Raw genomic sequence first — 20826 nt, forward strand, 5'->3', positions numbered from 1 at the left:
CAGGAGAAATAAGGGCTTGAGCACCCTTATTTCTTGAAAATGTAACGACTAGCGCATTTCTATTGAATGAGGTGCGCGCTTTTTTATTACTAAGGATAGCGCCAATTTGTGGTGCTTTTTTTAATATATGGGTTTAATGTTTTCCCCAAATCATAGCATGACGAGAACGTTTCATTATTTTAGTATTTTACTTTTATCGACATAAGGATTGTAGTAGAATTCATACATAAAAAAGTGTAAGTTAGTTAGTAGAGCTGAGCATGTAGAGAGGAGTTCTAGAAATGCCTGAAATTTTATCTTTAAATAATGTGACTTTTTCATATACACCAGAAGAACCAACTAGTCGTAATGCTGTCGAAAATGTTAGCTTCGCCGTTGAAGAGGGAGAATGGATTGCTATAGTAGGACATAATGGTTCTGGAAAGTCGACCATAGCAAAGTTGATGAATGGTTTGCTATTTCCTCAAAAAGGAGATGTCCGCATTTTACGAGAGCCATTAAGTGAAGAAAACCTTTGGGAGTCCCGTTCTCTCATGGGGATGGTTTTTCAAAACCCGGACAATCAATTCGTCGGTGCAACCGTACAGGATGATGTTGCGTTTGCATTGGAAAACAATGGCGTGCCTTTTGAAGAAATGGTACAGCGTGTTCATGCGGCACTGGAACAAGTAAAAATGAGCCACTTTTTAGATCATGAGCCACACCATTTATCAGGAGGGCAAAAGCAGCGTGTTGCGATTGCAGGAGCACTTGCTTTAAAGCCGAAGCTTCTTATATTAGATGAAGCTACTTCTATGCTAGATCCGCAGGGACGTGGAGAGGTATTGCAAACTGTTCAAACTTTACGTGCTGAAACAGGACTTACTGTCCTATCCATCACCCATGATTTAGAAGAGGCGATGCTAGCAGATCGTGTACTCTTTATGAATGATGGGAAGAAGTTTGCAGAAGGTATCCCTGCTGAAATATTTGCTCTTGGGGACAAGCTAGTGGAATTTGGACTAGACTTGCCATTTGCCCTAAAGTTATCAAAGCTATTGCAAAAGGAAGGTGTTCCGTTAATGGGACAACATATGACAGAAGAAGAGTTGGTGAATGATTTATGGACATCAAACTTCAACAAGTAAGCTATGCTTATGCACAAGGGACGCCTTTTGAAAAACGGGCACTATTCGATGTAGAATTCGATATCCCATCACACACGTATCAAGCAATTATTGGTCATACAGGTTCGGGTAAATCAACTATTCTCCAGCATTTTAATGCTCTTCTAAAACCTACTTCAGGAGAAGTACATATCGGGGATCGTGTAGTGGTAGCCGGAAAAAAAGCAAAGGATTTAAAAGCTGTACGACAAAAGGTCGGTATCGTCTTTCAATTCCCTGAGCATCAATTATTCGAAGAAACGGTGTTAAAGGATATTATGTTTGGTCCCATGAACTTTGGCGTACCAGAAAAGGAAGCCGAAGATCGGGCACGAGAACTTGTCAGCTTAGTGGGGTTACCAGAAGACGTTCTAGATAAATCTCCGTTTGATTTATCGGGAGGTCAAATGCGTCGAGTAGCGATAGCAGGTGTTTTAGCGATGGAGCCTGAAGTAATTGTGTTGGATGAACCTACCGCAGGCTTAGATCCACGTGGTCAGAAAGAAATTATGGATATGTTTTATCAGCTTCATCAGGAACGTCACCTGACAACGATTCTAGTGACGCATAGCATGGAAGATGCTGCTCGATATGCTGATAATATTGTGATTATGCATGAAGGTAAAAATGTTTTAAGTGGAACACCACGAGATATATTTAAGGATGTTGATACATTAAAGAGCTTCCGCTTAGAACCACCGCGCATTGTCCGCTTTCAACAAAAGATAGAGCAAATGATGGAGAAACCCTTATCAAAAGTTTGCTTGACCGAAGAAGAACTTGCAGCTGAAATTGCTCAACTGCTAGGAGAGGAGCGTGCGGAATCATGATGGAAAAAATGATTTTTGGACGCTTCTTACCTGGAGATTCTCCCGTTCATAAACTGGATCCACGCTCTAAGCTAATCTTTGTTTTTGCTTTTATTATTATAGTATTTTTGGCCAATAATACAGTGACGTATGCTATGCTCTTGGCATTCACGCTTCTTGTTGTATTAATATCACGAATTCGCTTGTATTTTTTGATAAATGGTCTTAAACCGGTTCTCTTTTTGATGGCCTTTACCTTCTTGCTTCATATTTTTATGACGAAGGAAGGCGTTCCCGTTTTTGACTCGAAGTATATTACCATATACGATGAGGGGATTAGACGTGGGATTTATATTTCAGTACGTTTTCTAGTATTAGTATTTATAACATCTATCTTAACTTTAACAACGTCACCGATTTCCATTACAGACGGTATTGAAGTTCTTTTAAATCCTCTGAAGGCATTGAAAGTACCTGTCCATGAATTAGCTTTAATGATGTCGATTTCTTTACGCTTCATTCCAACTTTAATGGATGAAACAGATAAGATTATGAAAGCACAGATGGCACGAGGCTCTGATCTATCCTCAGGCCCAATAAAAGACCGTATTAAAGCTGTAGTGCCATTACTAGTACCTCTTTTTGTGAGCGCATTTAAACGGGCCGAAGATTTAGCCACAGCGATGGAAGTAAGAGGCTATCGCGGAGGGGAAGGGCGTACTAGATATCGTAGGCTAAAATGGGATATGGGTGATACATTTGCGCTTGTATTATTAGTAGCAATAGGTGTATTGCTATTCTTCTATAGAAGCTAAAGGAGTATGCTTTATGCGACGATTAAAAGTAATTATTAGCTATGACGGTACACTTTTCTCAGGCTATCAAGTACAGCCTGGGGAACGCACCGTGCAGGCAGAAATAGAACGTGTATTAGCCATTATGCATAAAGAGGAAAAGGTGAAGGTAACCGCAAGTGGACGTACAGATGCTAGGGTTCATGCAACAGGGCAAACATTGCATTTTGATACACCACTAGCCATTCCAGCTGACAAGTATCGCAAAGCTTTGAATGTGCAGCTCCCTAGAGATATTCGCGTAATGTCTGTAGAAGAAGTAGAACATGATTTTCATGCACGCTATAGTGTAACTGGGAAGCGATACCGTTATATTTGGTCCTGTGAGCCTATTCAAAATCCATTTAGGAGACATTATACCGTTGAGACAAACGGGGTCAAACCTGATGTAGTTGCCATGCAGAAGGCTGCTCAAGCTATCATTGGGACACATGACTTTTCATGCTTCTGCGCAGCCAATACAAGTGTTCAGGATAAAGTAAGGACAGTCACCTCATTACAATTTGAGTGGCATGGGGAAGAGCTTCATATGGTTATTGAAGGCAGTGGCTTCTTATATAATATGGTGCGAATTATTGCAGGTACATTGTGGGAAGTGGGTATTGATCGCCGGACGATTGAAAATATAGCTCTGGTAGTTGCTTCAGAAGATCGAGATAAAGCTGGGAAAACTGCGCCACCACAAGGTTTGTACTTAGAAAAAGTGTTCTATTAGTGTCACTTTCAACCTCGAAACAACTTTACCAGGTGTTTAATGAAATTGCTTGACTTTAAAAGTCATTCATTATATGATAACAGATGGTATTTTCATTACCACCACAAATAAGCCCCGAAAACTTATAGTGTAGTTTAATGAAAAATAACGGTAATCGAATCGATTAGGAGGATATATACATGCGTACAACATTCATGGCTAAAGGTCACGAAGTAGACCGTAAATGGTTAGTAGTTGATGCAGAAGGCCAAACTCTTGGACGTTTAGCTTCTGAAGTAGCTGCAATCTTACGTGGTAAACATAAACCAACATTCACACCAAACGTTGACACAGGTGATCACGTAATCATCATCAACGCTGACAAAATCCATTTAACTGGTAACAAATTAGAAGGTAAACTTTACCGTCACCACACTCAATTCGCAGGTGGTTTAAAAACTCGTACTGCTGGTGAAATGCTAGACAAGTACCCAACAAGAATGATCGAATTAGCAGTTAAAGGAATGCTTCCTAAAAACTCTTTAGGTCGTAAAATGTTCACTAAACTTAATGTTTACACTGGAACAGAGCATCCACATGCTGCACAAAAACCAGAAGCATACGAGCTTCGCGGATAATATAAATTAAGAGGAGGATATTACTTTGGCACAAGTTCAATACATCGGCACTGGTCGCCGTAAAAGCTCTGTAGCTCGCGTACGTTTAGTACCAGGTACAGGTAAAATTGTTATCAACAAACGTGAAATCGAAGAATACGTACCATTCGCTGCATTACGTGAAGTAATTAAACAACCATTAGTAGCTACTGAAACTACAGGAAGCTATGATATCCACGTAAACGTTAACGGTGGTGGATACACTGGTCAAGCTGGTGCTGTTCGTCACGGTATCGCTCGTGCTCTACTTCAAGTAGACCCAGATTTCCGTGCTGCATTAAAATCAGCTGGATTACTTACTCGTGATTCACGCATGAAAGAACGTAAAAAACCAGGTCTACGCGGCGCTCGTCGTGCACCTCAGTTCTCAAAACGTTAATATCGTTGTTATATCAGCGTTTTCAAAACCCTTTCTCGAATTTTCGAGAAAGGGTTTTTTCATGTTTGAAAACGAACTAACTATGAAAAAACTATACGAATTAAAACTTCATGAAATCCTCGAATGCTTTAGCTGCTCTTTCTTTTGCAGAATTTGTAACATGGGTATAGATATCCATTGTTGTTTTAATGTCACTATGTCCCAGACGAGCTTGAACATCCTTGATTGTCACACCAGCTTCAAAGAGCAAAGAAGCATGTGTATGACGTAAAGCGTGTACTGTGATGTTTGGTAGTTCTGGATGATGAATGAGGAAGTGAAAGAGTTTGTCATTTAAATGTGCTAAACGTAAGAAATCGAACTCTTTATTTTTGGGATAGTAACGAGAAAAGATTAATTGTTTAACATCAGCTTCTATATTTTGCGAAAACGTAGCATATTCTTTTACTTGTTCTTCTTTCCATGTTGCTAGAAAAGAAAGTGTTTGTTCATCAAGGCTTATAATACGTCTAGAGGCGATAGATTTGGGTGTTTGAAGTATACGTCCACCTTTTGGCTCGGCAAGCGTTTTACGCACTCGTAGCGTCTTTTGAGAGAAATCTATATCTGACCAATACAGAGCTAGTAATTCTCCTTTACGAAGTCCAGTAAATGCTAAAATTCGATACATTAGATAGTATTTGAATGGACGTTCCTTAAATAGAAGTTCTAAAAACAGCTGCAACTCCTTTTTTGTATAGAAGTTAATTGCTTCTTCCTCATCTTCATTAAATACAAGTGTATTCCGTTTTTTTGGTGTTACCACTTTGTCAAAAGGATTCATTTCAATGATTCCATGCATAAATGCAAACTTGAAAACGAGATTTGTTTGGATCTTGTAATCATTAAATGCAGACATTTCATTTGCCCACCCATTAATAACTTCTTGGCAATAGAAGCTCGTAATATCTGTAATGTTTAAATGGCCGAATTTCGGCAGTATTTTAGCGTTAAACTTGCTTTCTTTACTTTCAAGCGTAGTTGGTTTTATTTCTTGTTTATGCTGCGATAACCACATTTCATAAACTTGTTTGAACGTATAAGTTTTTAGGTGATGAATTTCTTTTGTTTCGCGTTCTACCAGCATTTTATTAATAGCTTGTTTTGCATCTTTTATTGATTCAAAACCGCTTTTAGTTGTGTTAACATGTTTGTTTTTAAAAGGATCAAAGCCGAGTGAAATTTGAAATTTATAATACGTTTTTCCATCTTTCTTTTGATAAGGCATGATTTTGATATCTTTGTACTTTGTAATAGTTTCTTTGGACATTTGAATACCTCCATTGCATACGCTGGCGGGCAATATGTGTGAAGGGGAATGAAATTACAAATAAACGTGAATAGATTGGAATGTATTATCCTCGTTAAAAATTATTTCATCAATTCCTGGGTCAGCAATATACTCTATTAACTCTAAGAGCTTGTAATTCGAATCAGCCCCAGTAACACTAGTTCTAAAACTCCCATATTCTGCATTTTTGATCAAGTCGCTATAATCAAACACAAATAAATCTCTTTGGTCGTTTTTTTCTAATAAATCATTTTCTATTAAATGGTGAACTATCAAAAAATCAATTGCTTTTAGAATAGATGAATTATTGTTGTTAATATTCAACGCTAAATAATTCACTTCTACATCTTCGTGAATAGCTAAGTAAGAGATGGAGTGAAAAATTCTAGTTACATTAAAGGTTGAATTTATTACTACATCTAAAAGTACTTCCTCTATTTCTTCAGTATCAAAATAATAGGCAATTACTTTAAAGCTGTATGAGTTTTTCCATATGGAATTATTAGAAGGCAGGCTTTCAATTCTTAAAGATGCGAGTGATTTTATAACTTGAAATAACTCACTAGCATCAACTTCTAAAACCTTTAATATTTTTTCTAATGTTCCAAATTGAACAGCAGTACTTTTGGCGTTAGCAAAGGCACTTATAGCATTTAAAGAAATACCTGTAGCCCTTGAAAGGTCACTAAGAGACATCCCTTTTTCTTTTAATACCTCTTTTAAATTAATTTTCAGCATAATGTCCCTCCTTTTACAGATGTTATTTCCCTACATGTATAAATATATTCTTGACTTAAATGATATCAAGTAATATCATAAAGTTCAATAACATCTATAGATGTATAAATATTATATCTAAGGATGTATGGAAGGGGGTATATTATGGGTGCGACAGTCCAAATTTCAGAAAAATTTGTTGAAGTGTACGAGCAAACATTATTAAGTATGGTAAAAGAAGTAATGGATAAAGCTAACTCAATGGATCGATATAAGCCATATATGAATAAAAAAGAAGCTGCTTTGTATATTGGTGTTAGCTTTAATACGCTTCAAAAATTTATTGATAAAGGAATGCCAGTTATTGAAGTTGATGGAGTGAAGTTAATTAGCAAAAGAGATATTGATGAGTTTTTAGAAAAAAAGAAACAATAGAAAATGGCGGGCAATATGTTTAGAGATAAAAAAAGACCTCTAATGTGGGCCATTAGAGGTCTCGAGATTACCAAATCAATAAATGATTTAGCGGAGTATAGCACTAAAATTTTACCTGATTATTAAGTTAAAAACAAAGTGTGCCTAAATCATTTAGGAGGGCAATTGCATGGCAGACAGTAAGAAATACTACTGGCTCAAACTAAAAGACGACTTCTTTCGTGACAAGCGAATTAAAAAGCTTCGTAAAATCGCTGGTGGTGATATTTATACCATTATTTATCTAAAAATGCAGTTGCTGAGTTTAAAAGATAGCGGAGTTTTATTTTTCGAAGGTGTCGAAGATGAATTTTACGAAGAAGTCGCTCTCGAAATTGATGAAGAGCCTGGAAATGTAAAAATGACAATATTATTTTTACATAATAATGGATTACTTGAAGAAGTCGAAAAAGACAAATTTATACTTCCTGAAACAATTAAGTCTATAGGTAGTGAAAGTTCAAGTGCCGCAAGGGTTCGTAAACATAGGGAGAGCCAAAAAGCGTTACAATGTAACATTGATGAAACGTATAGTAACGCTATTGTAACAAACTGTAACACAGAGACAGACACAGATAAAGATAAAGATAAAGATAAAGATATAGATAAAGAGACAGACAGAGAAAAGAATGTCATTCAGTCGTCTGTCGATTATCTAAACGATAATAATTTATCTTTGTTAAAACAGTTTTTCAAAAATCAAATAGGTAAAGAAATTAGTGTTAGGGATGTAGCAGCTATGGAAGAGGCATTACAATACTACGAGCCTGATTTGATACTGGAAGCCATTAAAGTTTCTAAAAAGGCTAAAACATTTACTTATATACTTGGTGTATTGCACAACTGGAGAACAGAGAAACACATTAATACTTACGTAGATTTTAAAGAGCAAAGTGTTGCATATAAATCCGCTAAATATGCCAGACGAAAAGAAATAGTTCCTAATTGGTTTTATGAAACTGAACCAGAGTGTGTACCAGAACAAACTGTTGATTTTGAAAAAGAAAGGAAAAAAATACTAGAAGAATTAGAAGAATTAAAAAAATATTGAGAGGACGGCGGATGTAAATGTATAAATCAAAAAAAGAGTTATTAGAAAGAAATCTGACTAAGCAGGATTTACTTCGATGTAAATATAAGGGTTCACTAATTGGTTTTGAACTAGATTATGTAAAACTAGATGATTTATTGTCAGTAGATGATTTATTTTCATTACCAGTTTCACAATCTATTAATACAGAATGTGGGTTATTAACTTGGGTTTTATCAGCAGGTTGGATTCTAGTCCCTAAAAACAATGAGGAATTAGATTGGTATAATTTTGAAACACTTGCGGACTTTTTAGAAAGAAACAAAGTCTTTTCAGATATAAACGGTGAAATTCAAAAATCTATAGAGGGAGTTAAGGTTCGGCTACTTCGAGAATATTTAGATGAACTACAGGGTTCTTTAGAAAGTGTAAACAAGTTGATGACTCTCTCTGAAGATGAGTTAGATATCGATTTATTCATTTTATTGATAAAAGATTATCGAACTGGTAGCACCCAAAATTTATTTTCTATAAAAAAAGAAATCGAAAAGGAGATTTTAAAAATGGAGAGGGTTTTAGATAATCTTATAAATAATAAAAAACAAAGTTATTCAATAGCAAATTAAATTGGAGGGATATTATGAAAAATCTATTGAAGTCATTTGAGAAAATAACGTTAGTTGCTGGGTTAAGTTTACCAATTTTATTTGGAAATCACGCTTTAGCGAGTGCAGCTGCATTTAAAGACGTGGATTCCAAACATTGGGCGTATCAAAATGTAGAAAAAGTAGCAAGTCAGAAGTTAGTGACAGGGTATCAAGATGGCACATTTAAGCCTTCAAACAATGTGACACGTGCTGAGTTCGCAACATTTTTGTCTCGTATGTTTGATGGGACTGATCGTAAAAACGAGTCATTTACAGATATAACTGATACACATTGGGCTAAAGCTGCGATTAATGAAGGTTTAGCTTTAGGATTTATTCAAGAGAACGATTTTAAAAACAATAAATTTGATCCTAATAAAGCAATGACTCGACAAGAGATTGCTAAATGGTTAGCGAATGGTTTAACAGCTTCCAATTCTGAATATGGAGAAATTGCTACAACAATTAAAAATGGGGAGTATACATTATTACCTGTCGCCGAGTACTACAAAGGCGGTTTAAACAAGTCTGAGTATGGAAATGTTGCCTTAATGCTAGGTACAGGCATCATGAGTGGATTTGAAGATGGATCGTTTAAAACGAGTGGCAATACAACACGTGCCGAAGTTGCAACGATTCTAATTCGATTTAATGAAGCGATTAATAAAAAACCTACTGACTTCAAAGGATTAAATGAGCTTGTAGAAGTAGCGACAACCGGAACAAATATACTGTCTGCAAGCAAATTTTCGTATTTGAAAGAAGAACCGTTTACTAATATTATTGGTAAACCTCATACTTTTACACAAAACAATTCAGGTGTAGCTACTATTGAAAAAATGATTTTCATTGAGGGCGATACATTACAAAAAGCGATGAACAGTAGTATTTTTGCAAAAATGTTTATTGGTAAAGATACATTCTTCTTTGAAGGAGATAGTGGTGTAATCAAAGTATTTACAGAAATGACGTTTACTTCAAATCGTGAGAAATTAACAATTGATGATTACACAAACGGTTCAAGTTCAACTTTTATTTCTAACAGAGGGATTCACGATAAACTAAAGGTTCAAAATTTCGGTTTAACAACATTGGACGCTGATAACTGGGGCGCTATATTCAAAAAAGGTAAAGAAGTGAAGTACTGGACAGAACGATTCAACGAATATGGAGTTGATCGCCTTGATGGACATACAACGGATGACGAAACAAGATTTTCATTCAGACGGAATTAATAATCAAGGGGAGATAAATTATGAAACAACTTTCAAATATAATCGCTATCTTAATGATAGTGTTTTTTCTTACACTTTCGAATATGACATATATAACCGTTTTTGACGGATTTCAACAAAATAGCAAGGCGAGCGCGGCAGCTCCTAGTAAACCAACAGGGGCAACAGGCTCACATACAGTTGATGTAAAAGCCGAACCGGTAGAAGCAAAGCCTGCTGTTTATTGGACTCAACTGGATAACTTAAATTTCGAAGCTGTAAAAGATGGTGGAAAGGTCCCATCAGATAACGTCAGTAGTCAAAACGTTCCAAAAGCTAAACAAGTACAAAATACACTAGATCTAACGAAGTATAAGATGCCTTCTATATTCGAAGATTCATCCCGAGAAAAATACTCTAGAACATCTTTAAATAAAGTGTATTTAAAAAATGACAGTGTAACTTTTAAAAGAGCAGAATCGTTCAAAGGTTTATCATTAACTAAAAGGAGTGATACTCATTTTCGTTTCATAACAGAAACGGGTTATCCTTATCAGTATACAGAGCGTGCTCAGTTCGGTACAAATCAAGATGGGCAGCCAAAGTATTCTGTACGGTACGATACTCCAATTGATGTTACTTGGTACGGTCAGATAACAAATCAAGCAGAAATGCGAGTAGTTGAAGACTCAACGATTACAATTGGTGCAACGAAGCAATATAAAGCCCAAGTAAGGACTAAAAAGGGTACTGACTCATGGTCAACATGGAAAGATGTAAACGCTTATGAATGGAAGTCAGATAAATCGAGTGTGGCTTCTGTTTTATCAAGTGGAACTGTAAAGGGCCTTTCAGCTGGACAAGCAAAAATAACGGCATCATGGAAAGACAAGGATTTTCATCTACAAGCAAGTGCAAACGTTAAAATCACTGCAGAAGACTCATTGACTATCACAGGGAACTTAAATGCATGTTTTAAGGATGGTTCAACGACTTTAAAAGCAATTTTGTATAAAACAGGTGGAACGTCTTCAGACGTAACAAATAAGGCTACTTGGACAAGTTCTGATACAAGTGTTGCAACGGTATCAAAAGGTGTTGTGACATTTAAAAAGGTTGGTTCAACTACGATTACAGCAACAGCAGATGGGAAAAAAGAGACAGTGAAGGTGACTGTTATAGATTGTACTGTTAACCCTCCACCTGTTGACCCTAAAGAACCTGAGAAAGTACCAGATAATGACCCTCCTACTGTAAAAATTGAAGGGCCAATAGAAGTAAAACTAGGAGAAACGGTTTGCTATACAGCGGATGCCAGTGATCCTGATGGGTATATCACTTCGTATCTATGGAACGAAGGAAATATGATTACAGACGATTTTAAAAGTAGTAAAATGTGCGGTCACTTTGATGAAATCGGTGAGCATGGCATCACTGTTATTGTCGAAGATAACGGTGATATTAATGGGAAAAATGTAAAAACTGCAAATGATCAAATGATTATTAAAGTTACAGGACCAAAACCAACGGCTTATATTAGGGTGGGTGGTACTTTAAAAGAAAATCGTAAAATAACAGCACAAGTTACAGACGCTTATGGTGGCATTCCTTCGTTGCATGAAAAAGTACCGATTGTAAAACAAACATTAACAATCGAAGCGGTAGATAAATCCAATAAAGATAAATTGTTCATCAAAGAAGATATTAGTGGGAATATTAAGCCTTCTACTTTAGTAAATTTCTTAGGGAAATTTTCTGGTGAAGTAAAATTAACCAGTTATGTAGAAAATATCGAAGGGTCAAGTGATACATTTGAAACAATTATTTATATACAGCCAGATTTACCACCAATCGTTGACTTTGACACCTCGCCATTGATTTACCGTGAGCCGCCAGAAAACGAAGAGGAATATGCAAAAGCGAAAATCTTCATTCAAAATAATTCTTATTCTATAGATGGAGATGTACTTAATTATTTTGAATATACACTTGCTTTTGATAGCAAAAATAACGGTTCGTATGATGATGTTTACATTATAAAAAGTAATAAATATGAAAAAAATAAATATTATGCAATCTCTAATAGTCAAAACGAATTTCAATTTAAATTGGATGATAGATACAACTTAGAAATTGTTACAAAGCGTGTGGGGAAAGTAAAAATAGATCTACTTGGATTTGAAACATTTGGTTCGGGCAGCTGGGAAGAAAGAAGTTATTAATTAGGGGGAACTTATGAAAAAAAAGATAATTTTACTAGCAATAGCAACTCTATGTATTGTTTTAGCAGCTTGCACGAATGAAAAAGTTATAACATCAAGCGAAGGCAATACAACAAATAAAATGATTCAGATAATACTTCCTATTGTGAGCAATAGTGGAAATGCTAGTTATACTTTAACGAAAGAAGAAATGAAAAATCTATTTGCCGAAGTTGCTACCATAAGTAACCTATCACAAAAAATTATTAATGATTTTTCTTTGAATAATTTAACGATTGAAGTACCTCATGGTAGCTATAAATGTGATGACGAGGTATATACTTTTAGTTTAAATAAAGCAAAGGTAGAGAAAGGGATAATTAATGAAAAACAACAAATAGGATTGTATTTTCATGAAATTAAATTGAATTATAAAACAGATGTTATCAGAAAAAATATACAAATAGAGCAAAGCCCGGATGTTGCTTTATTAGATCATTACACGGGAAAAGTAAAAACTTATAATTTGGGTAATTTAGAAAACACTCAAGAAAATATTGTAGCATTTGTAGGCGAAAAACTTAATTCATTGAATATAAAAGAATTACAAAATGATGTTATTATCGATGAACTTTTATCAGTATATCCAGTAGATTCCTCAGGTGATACCGAGGAAATTGCTAGAGCAGGGTATAAGTATATTATTGGTAAATATGAATACGATGATAGTCAAAAGGGTGATGAAAGCTATATTTCTCTACAAGAATTTATTGAGGAGAAAAAGGGTATATGTAATCAATTTTCATATCTTTACAAATTATATTTAGACTATAATGATATTGAAAATCGTATAGCATATGGCAACTTCAAAGATCAGAAATATTATGTAGATCATGTATGGAATGAAGTGAAAATAGATGGGAAATGGGTTTCTGTTGATACAACTGGCAATGGCTTTGGTAGTGAAGGGACATATGAAAATTATTTCGTTTCTCATTACTCCAGTTTTTAATTAAAGAAGCAATTACAATCAATATGGAGTTTTATAAAATGAATAATCATATATAACAAAATTTGAGGAAATATATATATAAAAATCCTGCATTTGATATGCAGGATTTTTTATTATTTAAATAACAAATTTAATAGCTTGAACAAACTGATTTCTAAGGGAGGCAAGGCCTTACTGAAGGCCTGGAAGAACTATGTAATTATAAGAAACAAAACTTTTATAAATTCTTTGAAATTTTATTTAGCTTATGAATTAGTTGATTTTCAATATTAAGTGAAAACCTTTTGTTTTTATTTTTTAATAATATACCAACTAACGGTTTAGAAAGAGTATATTCACTTTTATCAATACTTAAAGTTTCTATTTCTTTAGATAATGTTTCTAAGGAAACTACATATGCTTCTATAAATGATTTTTAGATTTTTAGAATGTCATTTACATGAAGGATCACCAACGGTAATAATTCTTTGACTATATCAATGTTACATATAATATCTTCAAAATCTGGCCGATCTACAATATGCTTTATAGCACGATTAACTATTATTTTATTATCATCATTAGACTTTTCAATAAATTTAAAATGTAATCCTTTTAAAATTGCATTAAAATCTATTTTCTCCAATCTAATTTTACTTTCTTTTAATACTGCTGAGAGCATATAGTAACAAATATCTGAGTCATCTAGCATTAAATCATCTACTTTATAACCTTTAAAATAATAATGCTCTTTTTTCTTTTCTTTCAGCAAAATAACACCCTGCACATTATCGGGAGTAATCAACATTTCATTGTATTCTAAAACATATTTAAATGTTAAAGCTTTTATATTTTCCAACCTTCCCATCCCCCTACCTTTTAAAACTATGCACCAATATTAAGTTTGATTTACAATAAATTCTAACCCCCTCATATTTAAATAACAACAGCTGTCTCTGAAAAAACTGATTATTTTAGAATTAATATATTTTATTTTAAATTCGGTTCTTCTCCCAACAATTGATCTAGGTGAAGTGAAGTACCAGATGTGATTCGTTATGATAATCAAGAAATATTTGAATTTATGTGGGTACTTTTTTAGGGCAGGGAATTAACGTACATGAAGTTTTAATCGAGGGTAAAATCTATAAGTGGGGTAAATCAAATGGAACATAAATTATTAAACAGAGGTATTTATGCAATCATTAATAAGCAACTTAACATGGTTTATGTAGGAGAAACGCAACGAAATTTTCTCATACGATGGGTTGAACATTAATGAGTATTACTAAATACGAGGATCAACCTAAACGTATTCACCTTTATCTAAATCAAGCTACGAAATTCATTGTGCTGAAGAAGATGGATAGTGATGAGCATTCTACCAAAGATTTTTATAAATTTGAGTATGATGCACAAAATTTTTACATCCAAAAAGGATGGGATGTTTTATCGTCAGTTAGCTATAATCCTAATAGAAGTTATAGTGATCGTGAATTAACTTCTGAAAAACTTTTGAGACGGTATAGAAAAGCGGTTAAACATATGGCTTATATTCTTTCCACCGTAAATACAAAGCATAAAAACGGCTCTTTCATACTAAGCAATCTTTATAAAAAAGTGGAGAAACATTTTGAAGCAGATTTTCAAAGTAGAGAAGGCAAGAACACTTTACATAAATTAAACCTTGAAGAACTTGAGTTCATTATGTTTGAACTTTATCCAAGATATTATCATAAAAGATTGGATACATTGAGAAACGAATATAAAAATATCGAAATTCCAAAAACACTTTTTGACTTTATAGAATGAGGTGTTTTGAGAGTTTTTTATTACTGTCGATTGTAACACAAGCAGTTAAAGCTAATGGCGATTCATATAGAGAAAACAGAAATAAGCGTCGCTGTTTTTCTTAATTAACAATCTTTTATTCTAAAGCTACATCATAATTTGTTTGAAAGAGGTTTTTTTGCAAATGCAAAAACTCTCTTTTTTTATTTTTAAAAGGGGGTCTATGGTGTGCCTTTATGGGGGTCATTTGTGGGTACTTTCGTATTTTTCTTTGATATCATTAAAACACTAGGCTCTGCCTAGTATATCACGCTCAGTGATATCAGTTTTTCCTTATGCTCTTTTCTATCCCTTCCACTCTTGAAAAAAACAGGTAGGAGTTTTAAAAAGAATTATTTGATAAGAAATAATGAGCCTCCACCCATTCAATAAATTGAGAGTTGCAAAAGAAAGGGTTTAAAAATCAGGTGAAATACAAAGAATTTGATATGTTTACAGTAGACAAAATTAAAGACATGATAAATTATGATTTAGGCAAAGCAATGGATTTGTTTGCTGAAAGTAATGTAGCTTATCTATCGGATTGAGGACCGCATAAGACAACTCATAGCTACTCGAGACGATGAAATTCACCAGGCACTTGAATTGTGTATGGAATGTTAAAAGTTAGTAGAAACAACTGAAATAGAGAATGAAAAAATGCTAATGAAGATAGAGCATACGGAATTTAAATGAGATCCTTTTTTAAAGCTTTCACAATTGAATAACAGGTATAACGAAAGGTGTCATTGTAATGTGACAAAAAGTTTTATTTTGGTATTCTTAAAGCACAGGCACTATTTAATCCAAATACGAAAAGTGAAGCAGTTTTACCTTATGATTTTCTTACTACTCAATCATTTATAAAAAATTAAAAATAGCATACAATAAAAGTAAGAAACGCATAGCATATTTAATTTGTAGGCTGTTAATAAAAAGGGGCATCATAATATGAAAGAATTAGATTTAATAATACAAAGAAGTAATAGTGGTTTAGAGGTAGATGAAATAATAAAGGGTATTTCAAAAAAAACAATAAGTAAAATCCTAAAATGGTTTGATGGAAATGTCTACAACATTTCGAAGGCAAGATTAAAAAGGGCTATCGATATTTTGTCTTGGTGTCAGAAAAATCGAGATAGTTTAACTTACTTAGGACGTGAAGAGCGACTTAAAAGATTTCAAAATATGTCTTCTGAATTTGATTTAGAGGTTGAGAAACTTTTCAATTTATATAACTCGGTAAATCAAATTGAAGAAAATAGACCTAAAATTATTGCTTTTGAAGGTATTGATGGGAGTGGGAAAACTGTTCAAATTAATTTGGTGGAAAATCAGTTAATAAAAGCTGGAGGGAAAGTCCTAACCAAATCTTTCCCAATATACGAGAGTTTTTTTGGAAAAGAAGTAGGTTTTTTGTTATCGGGAAAAGATGAAAATATAAATGCTAATAAGGTTGATGCTAAATCAATGTCCTTGTGGTATGCCCTAGATAGAAGTAAAAGTTTTGAGGGATTTAATTATAAATCTGCGGATTATTTATTATTAAATAGATTTACATTATCGAGTGTTGTATATCAAAGCATAAGAGCTCCCAAAGAAACACGAATGGATTTAATAGATTGGATTTTTGAATTAGAACATTCGCAATTAAATTTACCAGCTCCAGATTTATATATTGTTTTTGATTTGGATCCAGAGACTTCTAAGGCTAATGTTTTAAATAAAGGTCATAGAGATTATGTAGGTGATAAAGCTGATGTCTATGAAGAATCGGATGTAATAATGAAAGAAGCTAGAGATGTATATAAACTTCTGGCGAATAAATATGATTCAATAAAAATCATAAATTGTTTGAATCATGAAGGAAAAATGAAAACTCCCGAAGAAGTTAACTCTATAGTGATGGAGTTGATTAATGATGAACAATTTAGTTTATGATAAAAAAACTAATACTTTTTATCAAAATGACAATTTAATGAATGGAATTCCACAAATTATATGGCATATTACGGACAGATGCTTTTTAGCCTGTCCGTACTGTTTTGCTACTAAAACTGCAAGGCAGACTCCTATAGAAGATGTACCAACAATAGTAAGTAAATTCAAAAAAATGAATGTTCAAAAAGTGGATATCGCAGGAGGTGATCCACTAGCCTATCGAGATTTATCCTCCCTCTGTCATGAATTAAAAGAAAATGGCATGGGAATGACATTAACTACTAGTGGAGTAGGTTTACCACAAGTTAAACAATGGTTAGTTTCAAATGTTGAAATTTTTGATTGGATTTTATTATCTTTAGATGCACCAAACCCTGAACTACATGATAAGTTAAGAGGAAAAGATAAGACATTCATTCAATTAATTAATTTATTTAATGATCTCAAGAATAGAGAATATCATAATATAAGAATTAATACGGTTGTAACAACAGCTTTGATGAAAGAGGGATTAGTAGAAGAGTTCGTAAAATTGATTAGAGACCTATCTCCTGCTGAATGGTGCTTAATAGAACCACATCCAGCTAATCAAAAAGATGATTTCAGTCAATACGTAATAGAGAGAAGTGAACTTTTGACTTTAATGGATCGTTTTGAGAAAGAACTTAGTGATAGTGACATTAAAGTTAGTAGAAGGTTGAACGAGAATTATTCCAAGTATTGGGTGCTGTATCCTAACGGGGTTTTAAGGCAACATACAGAAGGAAAAGAAGATAGATTTAATATAGCGTTTTTAAATGAATCTCCTGAAGAAATATACGAAAAAATTAATGAAAATGGTATATGGGTACCTGAAAGAGGTTATTAAATGGAAAATCAATTAGTTATTAAAAATATAGATGATAATTTATTAGTTTCTGACATTCTAAGTTCATATCAACAAGTGATTTCTACCAAATCTAATGAGGTAGAAGTTAAAAAGAAATCTATTCCAAATGCTAAAGGGGAAATTATCACTGCTATTTTAGTATCGTATGGGACAATGGCTTCGTACGATCTTTTTAAGATGATTTTAAAAAGATTCAAAAATCGCATAGATTTTAATATTGAAATAAAAATTGAGATTAACGGTAAGGTTAAGTCTCTAAAGGAAATTGAAGAAGAGGAAAAGTAATAATGAATTATCTGGTGTCAGTCGGTATAAAAAATCAAATAGTAGGAAATGGTGTGAATTTATCTGAAATACCATGTGCTTTAAATGATTCTAAATTGATGTATGATACCTTGAGAAGGACACTAGGTAATACATTCAATGAGTTCGGTAGTGTATGTTTATTTAATGCAAATGCTGAAGAATTTACAGGGGTAATTAGAAATTTAAAGAATCGTCTTCAATCTGAAGATAATTTAATTATTTATTATAGTGGGCATGGAGAAGTATTACCAAATGAAGAACTTTTACTATATTTAAAAGACACTGATAAAGAAGATAAAAAATTTAAAGCTTCTAAAATCAAAGAGGTTGTTGAAAATATCTCTAACAATGTAATTGTTATTTTAGATTGTTGTCATTCTGGACAAGGATTAAAGTTAGCCGATGCTAATAATATGTTAGAATCTACTAATATTACAGTAATAGCTGCAACTAGTGCAATTAGTCAAGCACAATTTAATAAGGAAAATAGCTTGTTTACGCTACAGTTCTGCAATGTGTTAGAGAAAATCAGTAGAGATGATGAGGAAATTAATCTTTCTAGTATTCAAACTAAGATGCATGCGCAAGGTTTGGATATGTATTTTAGTAATACTAGAGGGCATAATTCAATAATTTTAAAAGAAAAAGAAACTAAGTTTGATACATTGGAGGAATTTAGCAGGGGATTTATTTCTAGAGTAAGCAATGAGGAATTTAAAATTAAAGAAATGTTATGGTATGCGATTGAAGATTTTTCTGAAAGTGAAAAGCTCTATATAATAAATAATTATCATTCACAATCACAAGCTTTAAGGAAGTATGAAGCGCATTGGCTTGTAAGACGAGCTATAGGATCTTTAATAGGTAATTTAAGTGAATCAAAACAAAAAAATGATATAATTAATCATTTTTTAAAATCTTCTAATTGGATGGAGCAAGTAGTAGGCGTCATTGCAGCTAGAAAATTAATTGCTGAAACAGAAATTAATTCTCAACTTGTTGAAATATTAAAGCAAGACAAGAGAGTAGATTTAACTTGGTTAGCGCATTTATATTTAGCTGATAATTTAAATGAGTACCCTAATGATACCGTGCTAGAATTAGCTATTAAATCTAGTCTGGGTAGAACAGAATGGGGAATTATTGATATATGGAATAGACATATAAATTATAAGGAACCTGAAAATCTGTTTGAGATATTAAAAGAAAATTGTGGAGAAAATCTACTGAAACCTTTATTGATACATATATTTTTAAAGGAACATGATACACCGGAATACCAAACCCTATTAACTACATATATAAAAGAGGACGTTCTTGCCATTGCCAATAAGCTAAAAAGCTGTGAGTTAGTTAAAAAGTTGTATAATTCTCAAGTGCGAGGCGGAATAAAGAATCCTAAAAGAAAATGGCTGATCTCAGCAGTTTATGGGAATTGGAGAGATCAATTAAGAATAAATTATGAGGATTATTTTCAAAATACTAAAGCAAGTGTTATAAAAGAAGAACTGAGATTAGCTTCTAATTTACCATTAGTTGAGATGAAGATGTCTATATTCCAGTTTTTAGAGACATCCGAAAGTGATAGGGAGAATTATAAAGAAGCTATTTCCTGGGGAAGAGATGATAAACATCCTTGGGTAAGAAGAAGTGCCTTACCTATTGTAAAGCCTCAAGATTTAATTGCTAACGATATAGACAAAGAAGGTAGTTTACCTGGAATATTGGATTTAATAATAGAAGCTAGGCTATATAATGTAGATACTTCTAGTTTTACTGAAGAAGTTGAACTTTATTCTAGCGAAGAAAATAGTATTGGACATTACCAAGTCCTTAGACGAGACCAGCAAAATATAGAGCTATAAAAGAGTGAAATTACGTGGCTAACATGTGATAAAATCTTTTATTAAGGACATTGCCCGCCAGCATTGTTTTTAACTATAAAATAACTATGTGAATGTGAAATCGTTTGCAATTCAATGAAATCGATATTACTGCAAACCTTTGTTAGTTCTACTTTCTACTATTAGATACAATACAATGAAATGACTGGAATTTTAGAACGTAAAAAACCAGGTCTACGCGGCGCTCGTCGTGCACCTCAGTTCTCAAAACGTTAATTTCAAATTTTTCTATCAAAGACTCTTTCTACTTTTGTGGAAAGGGTCTTTTTGTGTGAAAAGAGTAGCCATTATAATAAGCAATCTTTGGAGTTGTTGTCCTAAGATTGCTCAATATTATTTCTGATGGAATTGTCGATGGAGCTGATGTACCTGTGTAGCTAGTTCAGGAGCTGGACCATCAATAGGTGTGTATCTTGACTCACTTCTTGAATAGATAAATGACGAACGCGAGAGGTAGTAGAGATGCCTATATCTTTCAACCATTGTGCAAGCTGTTTGGACGAGCTAGGATAAACAATTCTCCCTAAACCAACCCAACCATGGGCCGCTGCACACATAGGGCAATGTTCACCAGAAGTATAAACCGTTGCGATATTTCTTTCCTAAGTTTTAGCTGCCCAACGTGCTAATGCAAACTCAGGATGTTGCGTATGGTCGCCACCAGACACATAATTTCGGTCTTCGGCAAACACCTCGCCATTCGTAGCTACAAGGATTGAACCAAAGGGCTCATCACCTGCTTCCAATGCATCTTTGGCTAGCTCGATACATTTAATTACGTTAAATCAGTAGGA

General features: G+C 33.7%; 22 protein-coding genes and 1 pseudogene. 19 read left to right on the plus strand and 4 right to left on the minus strand.

Translation table 11 applies throughout. The features are described from left to right. Window positions 1-281: 281 nt before the first annotated feature. From PI85_RS17460 to rpsI (PI85_RS17485), 6 genes are all read left to right on the plus strand, one after another. On the plus strand, window positions 282-1127 hold the full coding sequence (locus tag PI85_RS17460) for an energy-coupling factor ABC transporter ATP-binding protein (RefSeq protein ID WP_036121589.1): 846 nt from the start codon (window positions 282-284) through the stop codon (window positions 1125-1127). Further along, entirely contained in the window at window positions 1103-1975 is an 873-nt protein-coding gene (locus PI85_RS17465; RefSeq protein WP_036121586.1) for an energy-coupling factor ABC transporter ATP-binding protein, read from the plus strand. Before PI85_RS17460 ends, PI85_RS17465 begins: the two co-directional genes overlap by 25 nt. Continuing rightward, window positions 1972-2769: an energy-coupling factor transporter transmembrane protein EcfT gene (locus PI85_RS17470; RefSeq protein WP_036121584.1), complete on the plus strand. Its 798-nt coding sequence runs from the start codon at window positions 1972-1974 to the stop codon at window positions 2767-2769. Before PI85_RS17465 ends, PI85_RS17470 begins: the two co-directional genes overlap by 4 nt. A gap of 13 nt (window positions 2770-2782) precedes the next feature. Next, window positions 2783-3523 carry a tRNA pseudouridine(38-40) synthase TruA gene (truA, locus tag PI85_RS17475; RefSeq protein WP_036121581.1) on the plus strand — a complete coding sequence of 247 codons (741 nt, stop codon included), beginning with the start codon at window positions 2783-2785 and terminating at the stop codon, window positions 3521-3523. A 179-nt stretch (window positions 3524-3702) separates the two neighbouring features. Then, window positions 3703-4140 (plus strand): 50S ribosomal protein L13, encoded by a 438-nt coding sequence (rplM, locus tag PI85_RS17480; protein ID WP_004233742.1) that lies wholly within the window; start codon window positions 3703-3705, stop codon window positions 4138-4140. A 25-nt stretch (window positions 4141-4165) separates the two neighbouring features. After that, window positions 4166-4558: a 30S ribosomal protein S9 gene (rpsI, locus tag PI85_RS17485; protein WP_004233744.1), complete on the plus strand. Its 393-nt coding sequence runs from the start codon at window positions 4166-4168 to the stop codon at window positions 4556-4558. A gap of 100 nt (window positions 4559-4658) precedes the next feature. On the opposite strand, the gene PI85_RS17490 is transcribed toward rpsI (PI85_RS17485), so the two are convergent. Together PI85_RS17490 and PI85_RS17495 are read right to left on the minus strand one after the other, a co-directional pair. Next, window positions 4659-5867, minus strand: coding sequence for a site-specific integrase (locus tag PI85_RS17490; protein WP_052323554.1), 1209 nt, complete (start codon window positions 5865-5867; stop codon window positions 4659-4661). A 54-nt stretch (window positions 5868-5921) separates the two neighbouring features. Then, entirely contained in the window at window positions 5922-6626 is a 705-nt protein-coding gene (locus PI85_RS17495) for a helix-turn-helix transcriptional regulator (protein ID WP_036121578.1), read from the minus strand. Between the two features lie 144 nt (window positions 6627-6770). Here PI85_RS17495 and PI85_RS17500 point away from each other — a divergent pair, with 144 nt between their 5' ends. The 6 genes from PI85_RS17500 (at window position 6771) to PI85_RS17525 (ending at window position 13183) form a co-directional block, all read left to right on the plus strand. Beyond that, complete coding sequence (locus PI85_RS17500; protein WP_036121575.1) at window positions 6771-7040, plus strand: helix-turn-helix domain-containing protein; 270 nt, start codon at window positions 6771-6773, stop codon at window positions 7038-7040. 169 nt (window positions 7041-7209) lie between these two features. After that, on the plus strand, window positions 7210-8130 hold the full coding sequence (locus PI85_RS24460) for a phage replisome organizer N-terminal domain-containing protein (RefSeq protein ID WP_052323556.1): 921 nt from the start codon (window positions 7210-7212) through the stop codon (window positions 8128-8130). A 17-nt stretch (window positions 8131-8147) separates the two neighbouring features. Then, window positions 8148-8735, plus strand: coding sequence for a hypothetical protein (locus PI85_RS17510; RefSeq protein ID WP_036121572.1), 588 nt, complete (start codon window positions 8148-8150; stop codon window positions 8733-8735). 14 nt (window positions 8736-8749) lie between these two features. After that, window positions 8750-9991: an S-layer homology domain-containing protein gene (locus PI85_RS23650; RefSeq protein ID WP_052323557.1), complete on the plus strand. Its 1242-nt coding sequence runs from the start codon at window positions 8750-8752 to the stop codon at window positions 9989-9991. Between the two features lie 20 nt (window positions 9992-10011). Then, complete coding sequence (locus PI85_RS17520; protein ID WP_036121569.1) at window positions 10012-12192, plus strand: Ig-like domain-containing protein; 2181 nt, start codon at window positions 10012-10014, stop codon at window positions 12190-12192. Window positions 12193-12205: 13 nt separating this feature from the next. Continuing rightward, the gene (locus tag PI85_RS17525; protein WP_036121567.1) at window positions 12206-13183 is read left to right on the plus strand and encodes a transglutaminase-like domain-containing protein; all 978 of its coding nucleotides are present in this window, start codon (window positions 12206-12208) and stop codon (window positions 13181-13183) included. Between the two features lie 415 nt (window positions 13184-13598). Here PI85_RS17525 and PI85_RS17530 read toward each other — a convergent pair whose 3' ends face one another. Continuing rightward, entirely contained in the window at window positions 13599-14021 is a 423-nt protein-coding gene (locus tag PI85_RS17530; protein WP_039392219.1) for a hypothetical protein, read from the minus strand. A 306-nt stretch (window positions 14022-14327) separates the two neighbouring features. Here PI85_RS17530 and PI85_RS25260 point away from each other — a divergent pair, with 306 nt between their 5' ends. From PI85_RS25260 to rpsI (PI85_RS25265), 7 genes are all read left to right on the plus strand, one after another. Next, window positions 14328-14441, plus strand: coding sequence for a GIY-YIG nuclease family protein (locus tag PI85_RS25260; protein WP_144422561.1), 114 nt, complete (start codon window positions 14328-14330; stop codon window positions 14439-14441). Continuing rightward, window positions 14441-14974: a hypothetical protein gene (locus PI85_RS17535; protein WP_036121563.1), complete on the plus strand. Its 534-nt coding sequence runs from the start codon at window positions 14441-14443 to the stop codon at window positions 14972-14974. The genes PI85_RS25260 and PI85_RS17535 overlap by 1 nt, the downstream gene beginning before the upstream one ends. Before the next feature lie 969 nt (window positions 14975-15943). After that, window positions 15944-16933: a thymidylate kinase gene (locus tag PI85_RS17540; RefSeq protein ID WP_036121560.1), complete on the plus strand. Its 990-nt coding sequence runs from the start codon at window positions 15944-15946 to the stop codon at window positions 16931-16933. Beyond that, on the plus strand, window positions 16911-17801 hold the full coding sequence (locus PI85_RS17545; protein WP_235318507.1) for a radical SAM protein: 891 nt from the start codon (window positions 16911-16913) through the stop codon (window positions 17799-17801). Before PI85_RS17540 ends, PI85_RS17545 begins: the two co-directional genes overlap by 23 nt. Further along, window positions 17802-18107 (plus strand): hypothetical protein, encoded by a 306-nt coding sequence (locus PI85_RS17550; RefSeq protein WP_036121556.1) that lies wholly within the window; start codon window positions 17802-17804, stop codon window positions 18105-18107. It begins immediately after the preceding gene. A gap of 2 nt (window positions 18108-18109) precedes the next feature. After that, window positions 18110-19993: a caspase family protein gene (locus tag PI85_RS17555; RefSeq protein WP_036121553.1), complete on the plus strand. Its 1884-nt coding sequence runs from the start codon at window positions 18110-18112 to the stop codon at window positions 19991-19993. Window positions 19994-20173: 180 nt separating this feature from the next. Beyond that, window positions 20174-20248 (plus strand): 30S ribosomal protein S9, encoded by a 75-nt coding sequence (gene rpsI / locus PI85_RS25265; protein ID WP_144422604.1) that lies wholly within the window; start codon window positions 20174-20176, stop codon window positions 20246-20248. 117 nt (window positions 20249-20365) lie between these two features. On the opposite strand, the pseudogene PI85_RS17560 reads toward rpsI (PI85_RS25265), so the two are convergent. After that, window positions 20366-20808: pseudogene (locus tag PI85_RS17560) on the minus strand (nucleoside deaminase). Between the last annotated feature and the right edge of the window lie 18 nt (window positions 20809-20826).

The organism is Lysinibacillus sp. A1 (assembly GCF_000801965.1).
Lineage (GTDB): Bacteria > Bacillota > Bacilli > Bacillales_A > Planococcaceae > Lysinibacillus > Lysinibacillus fusiformis.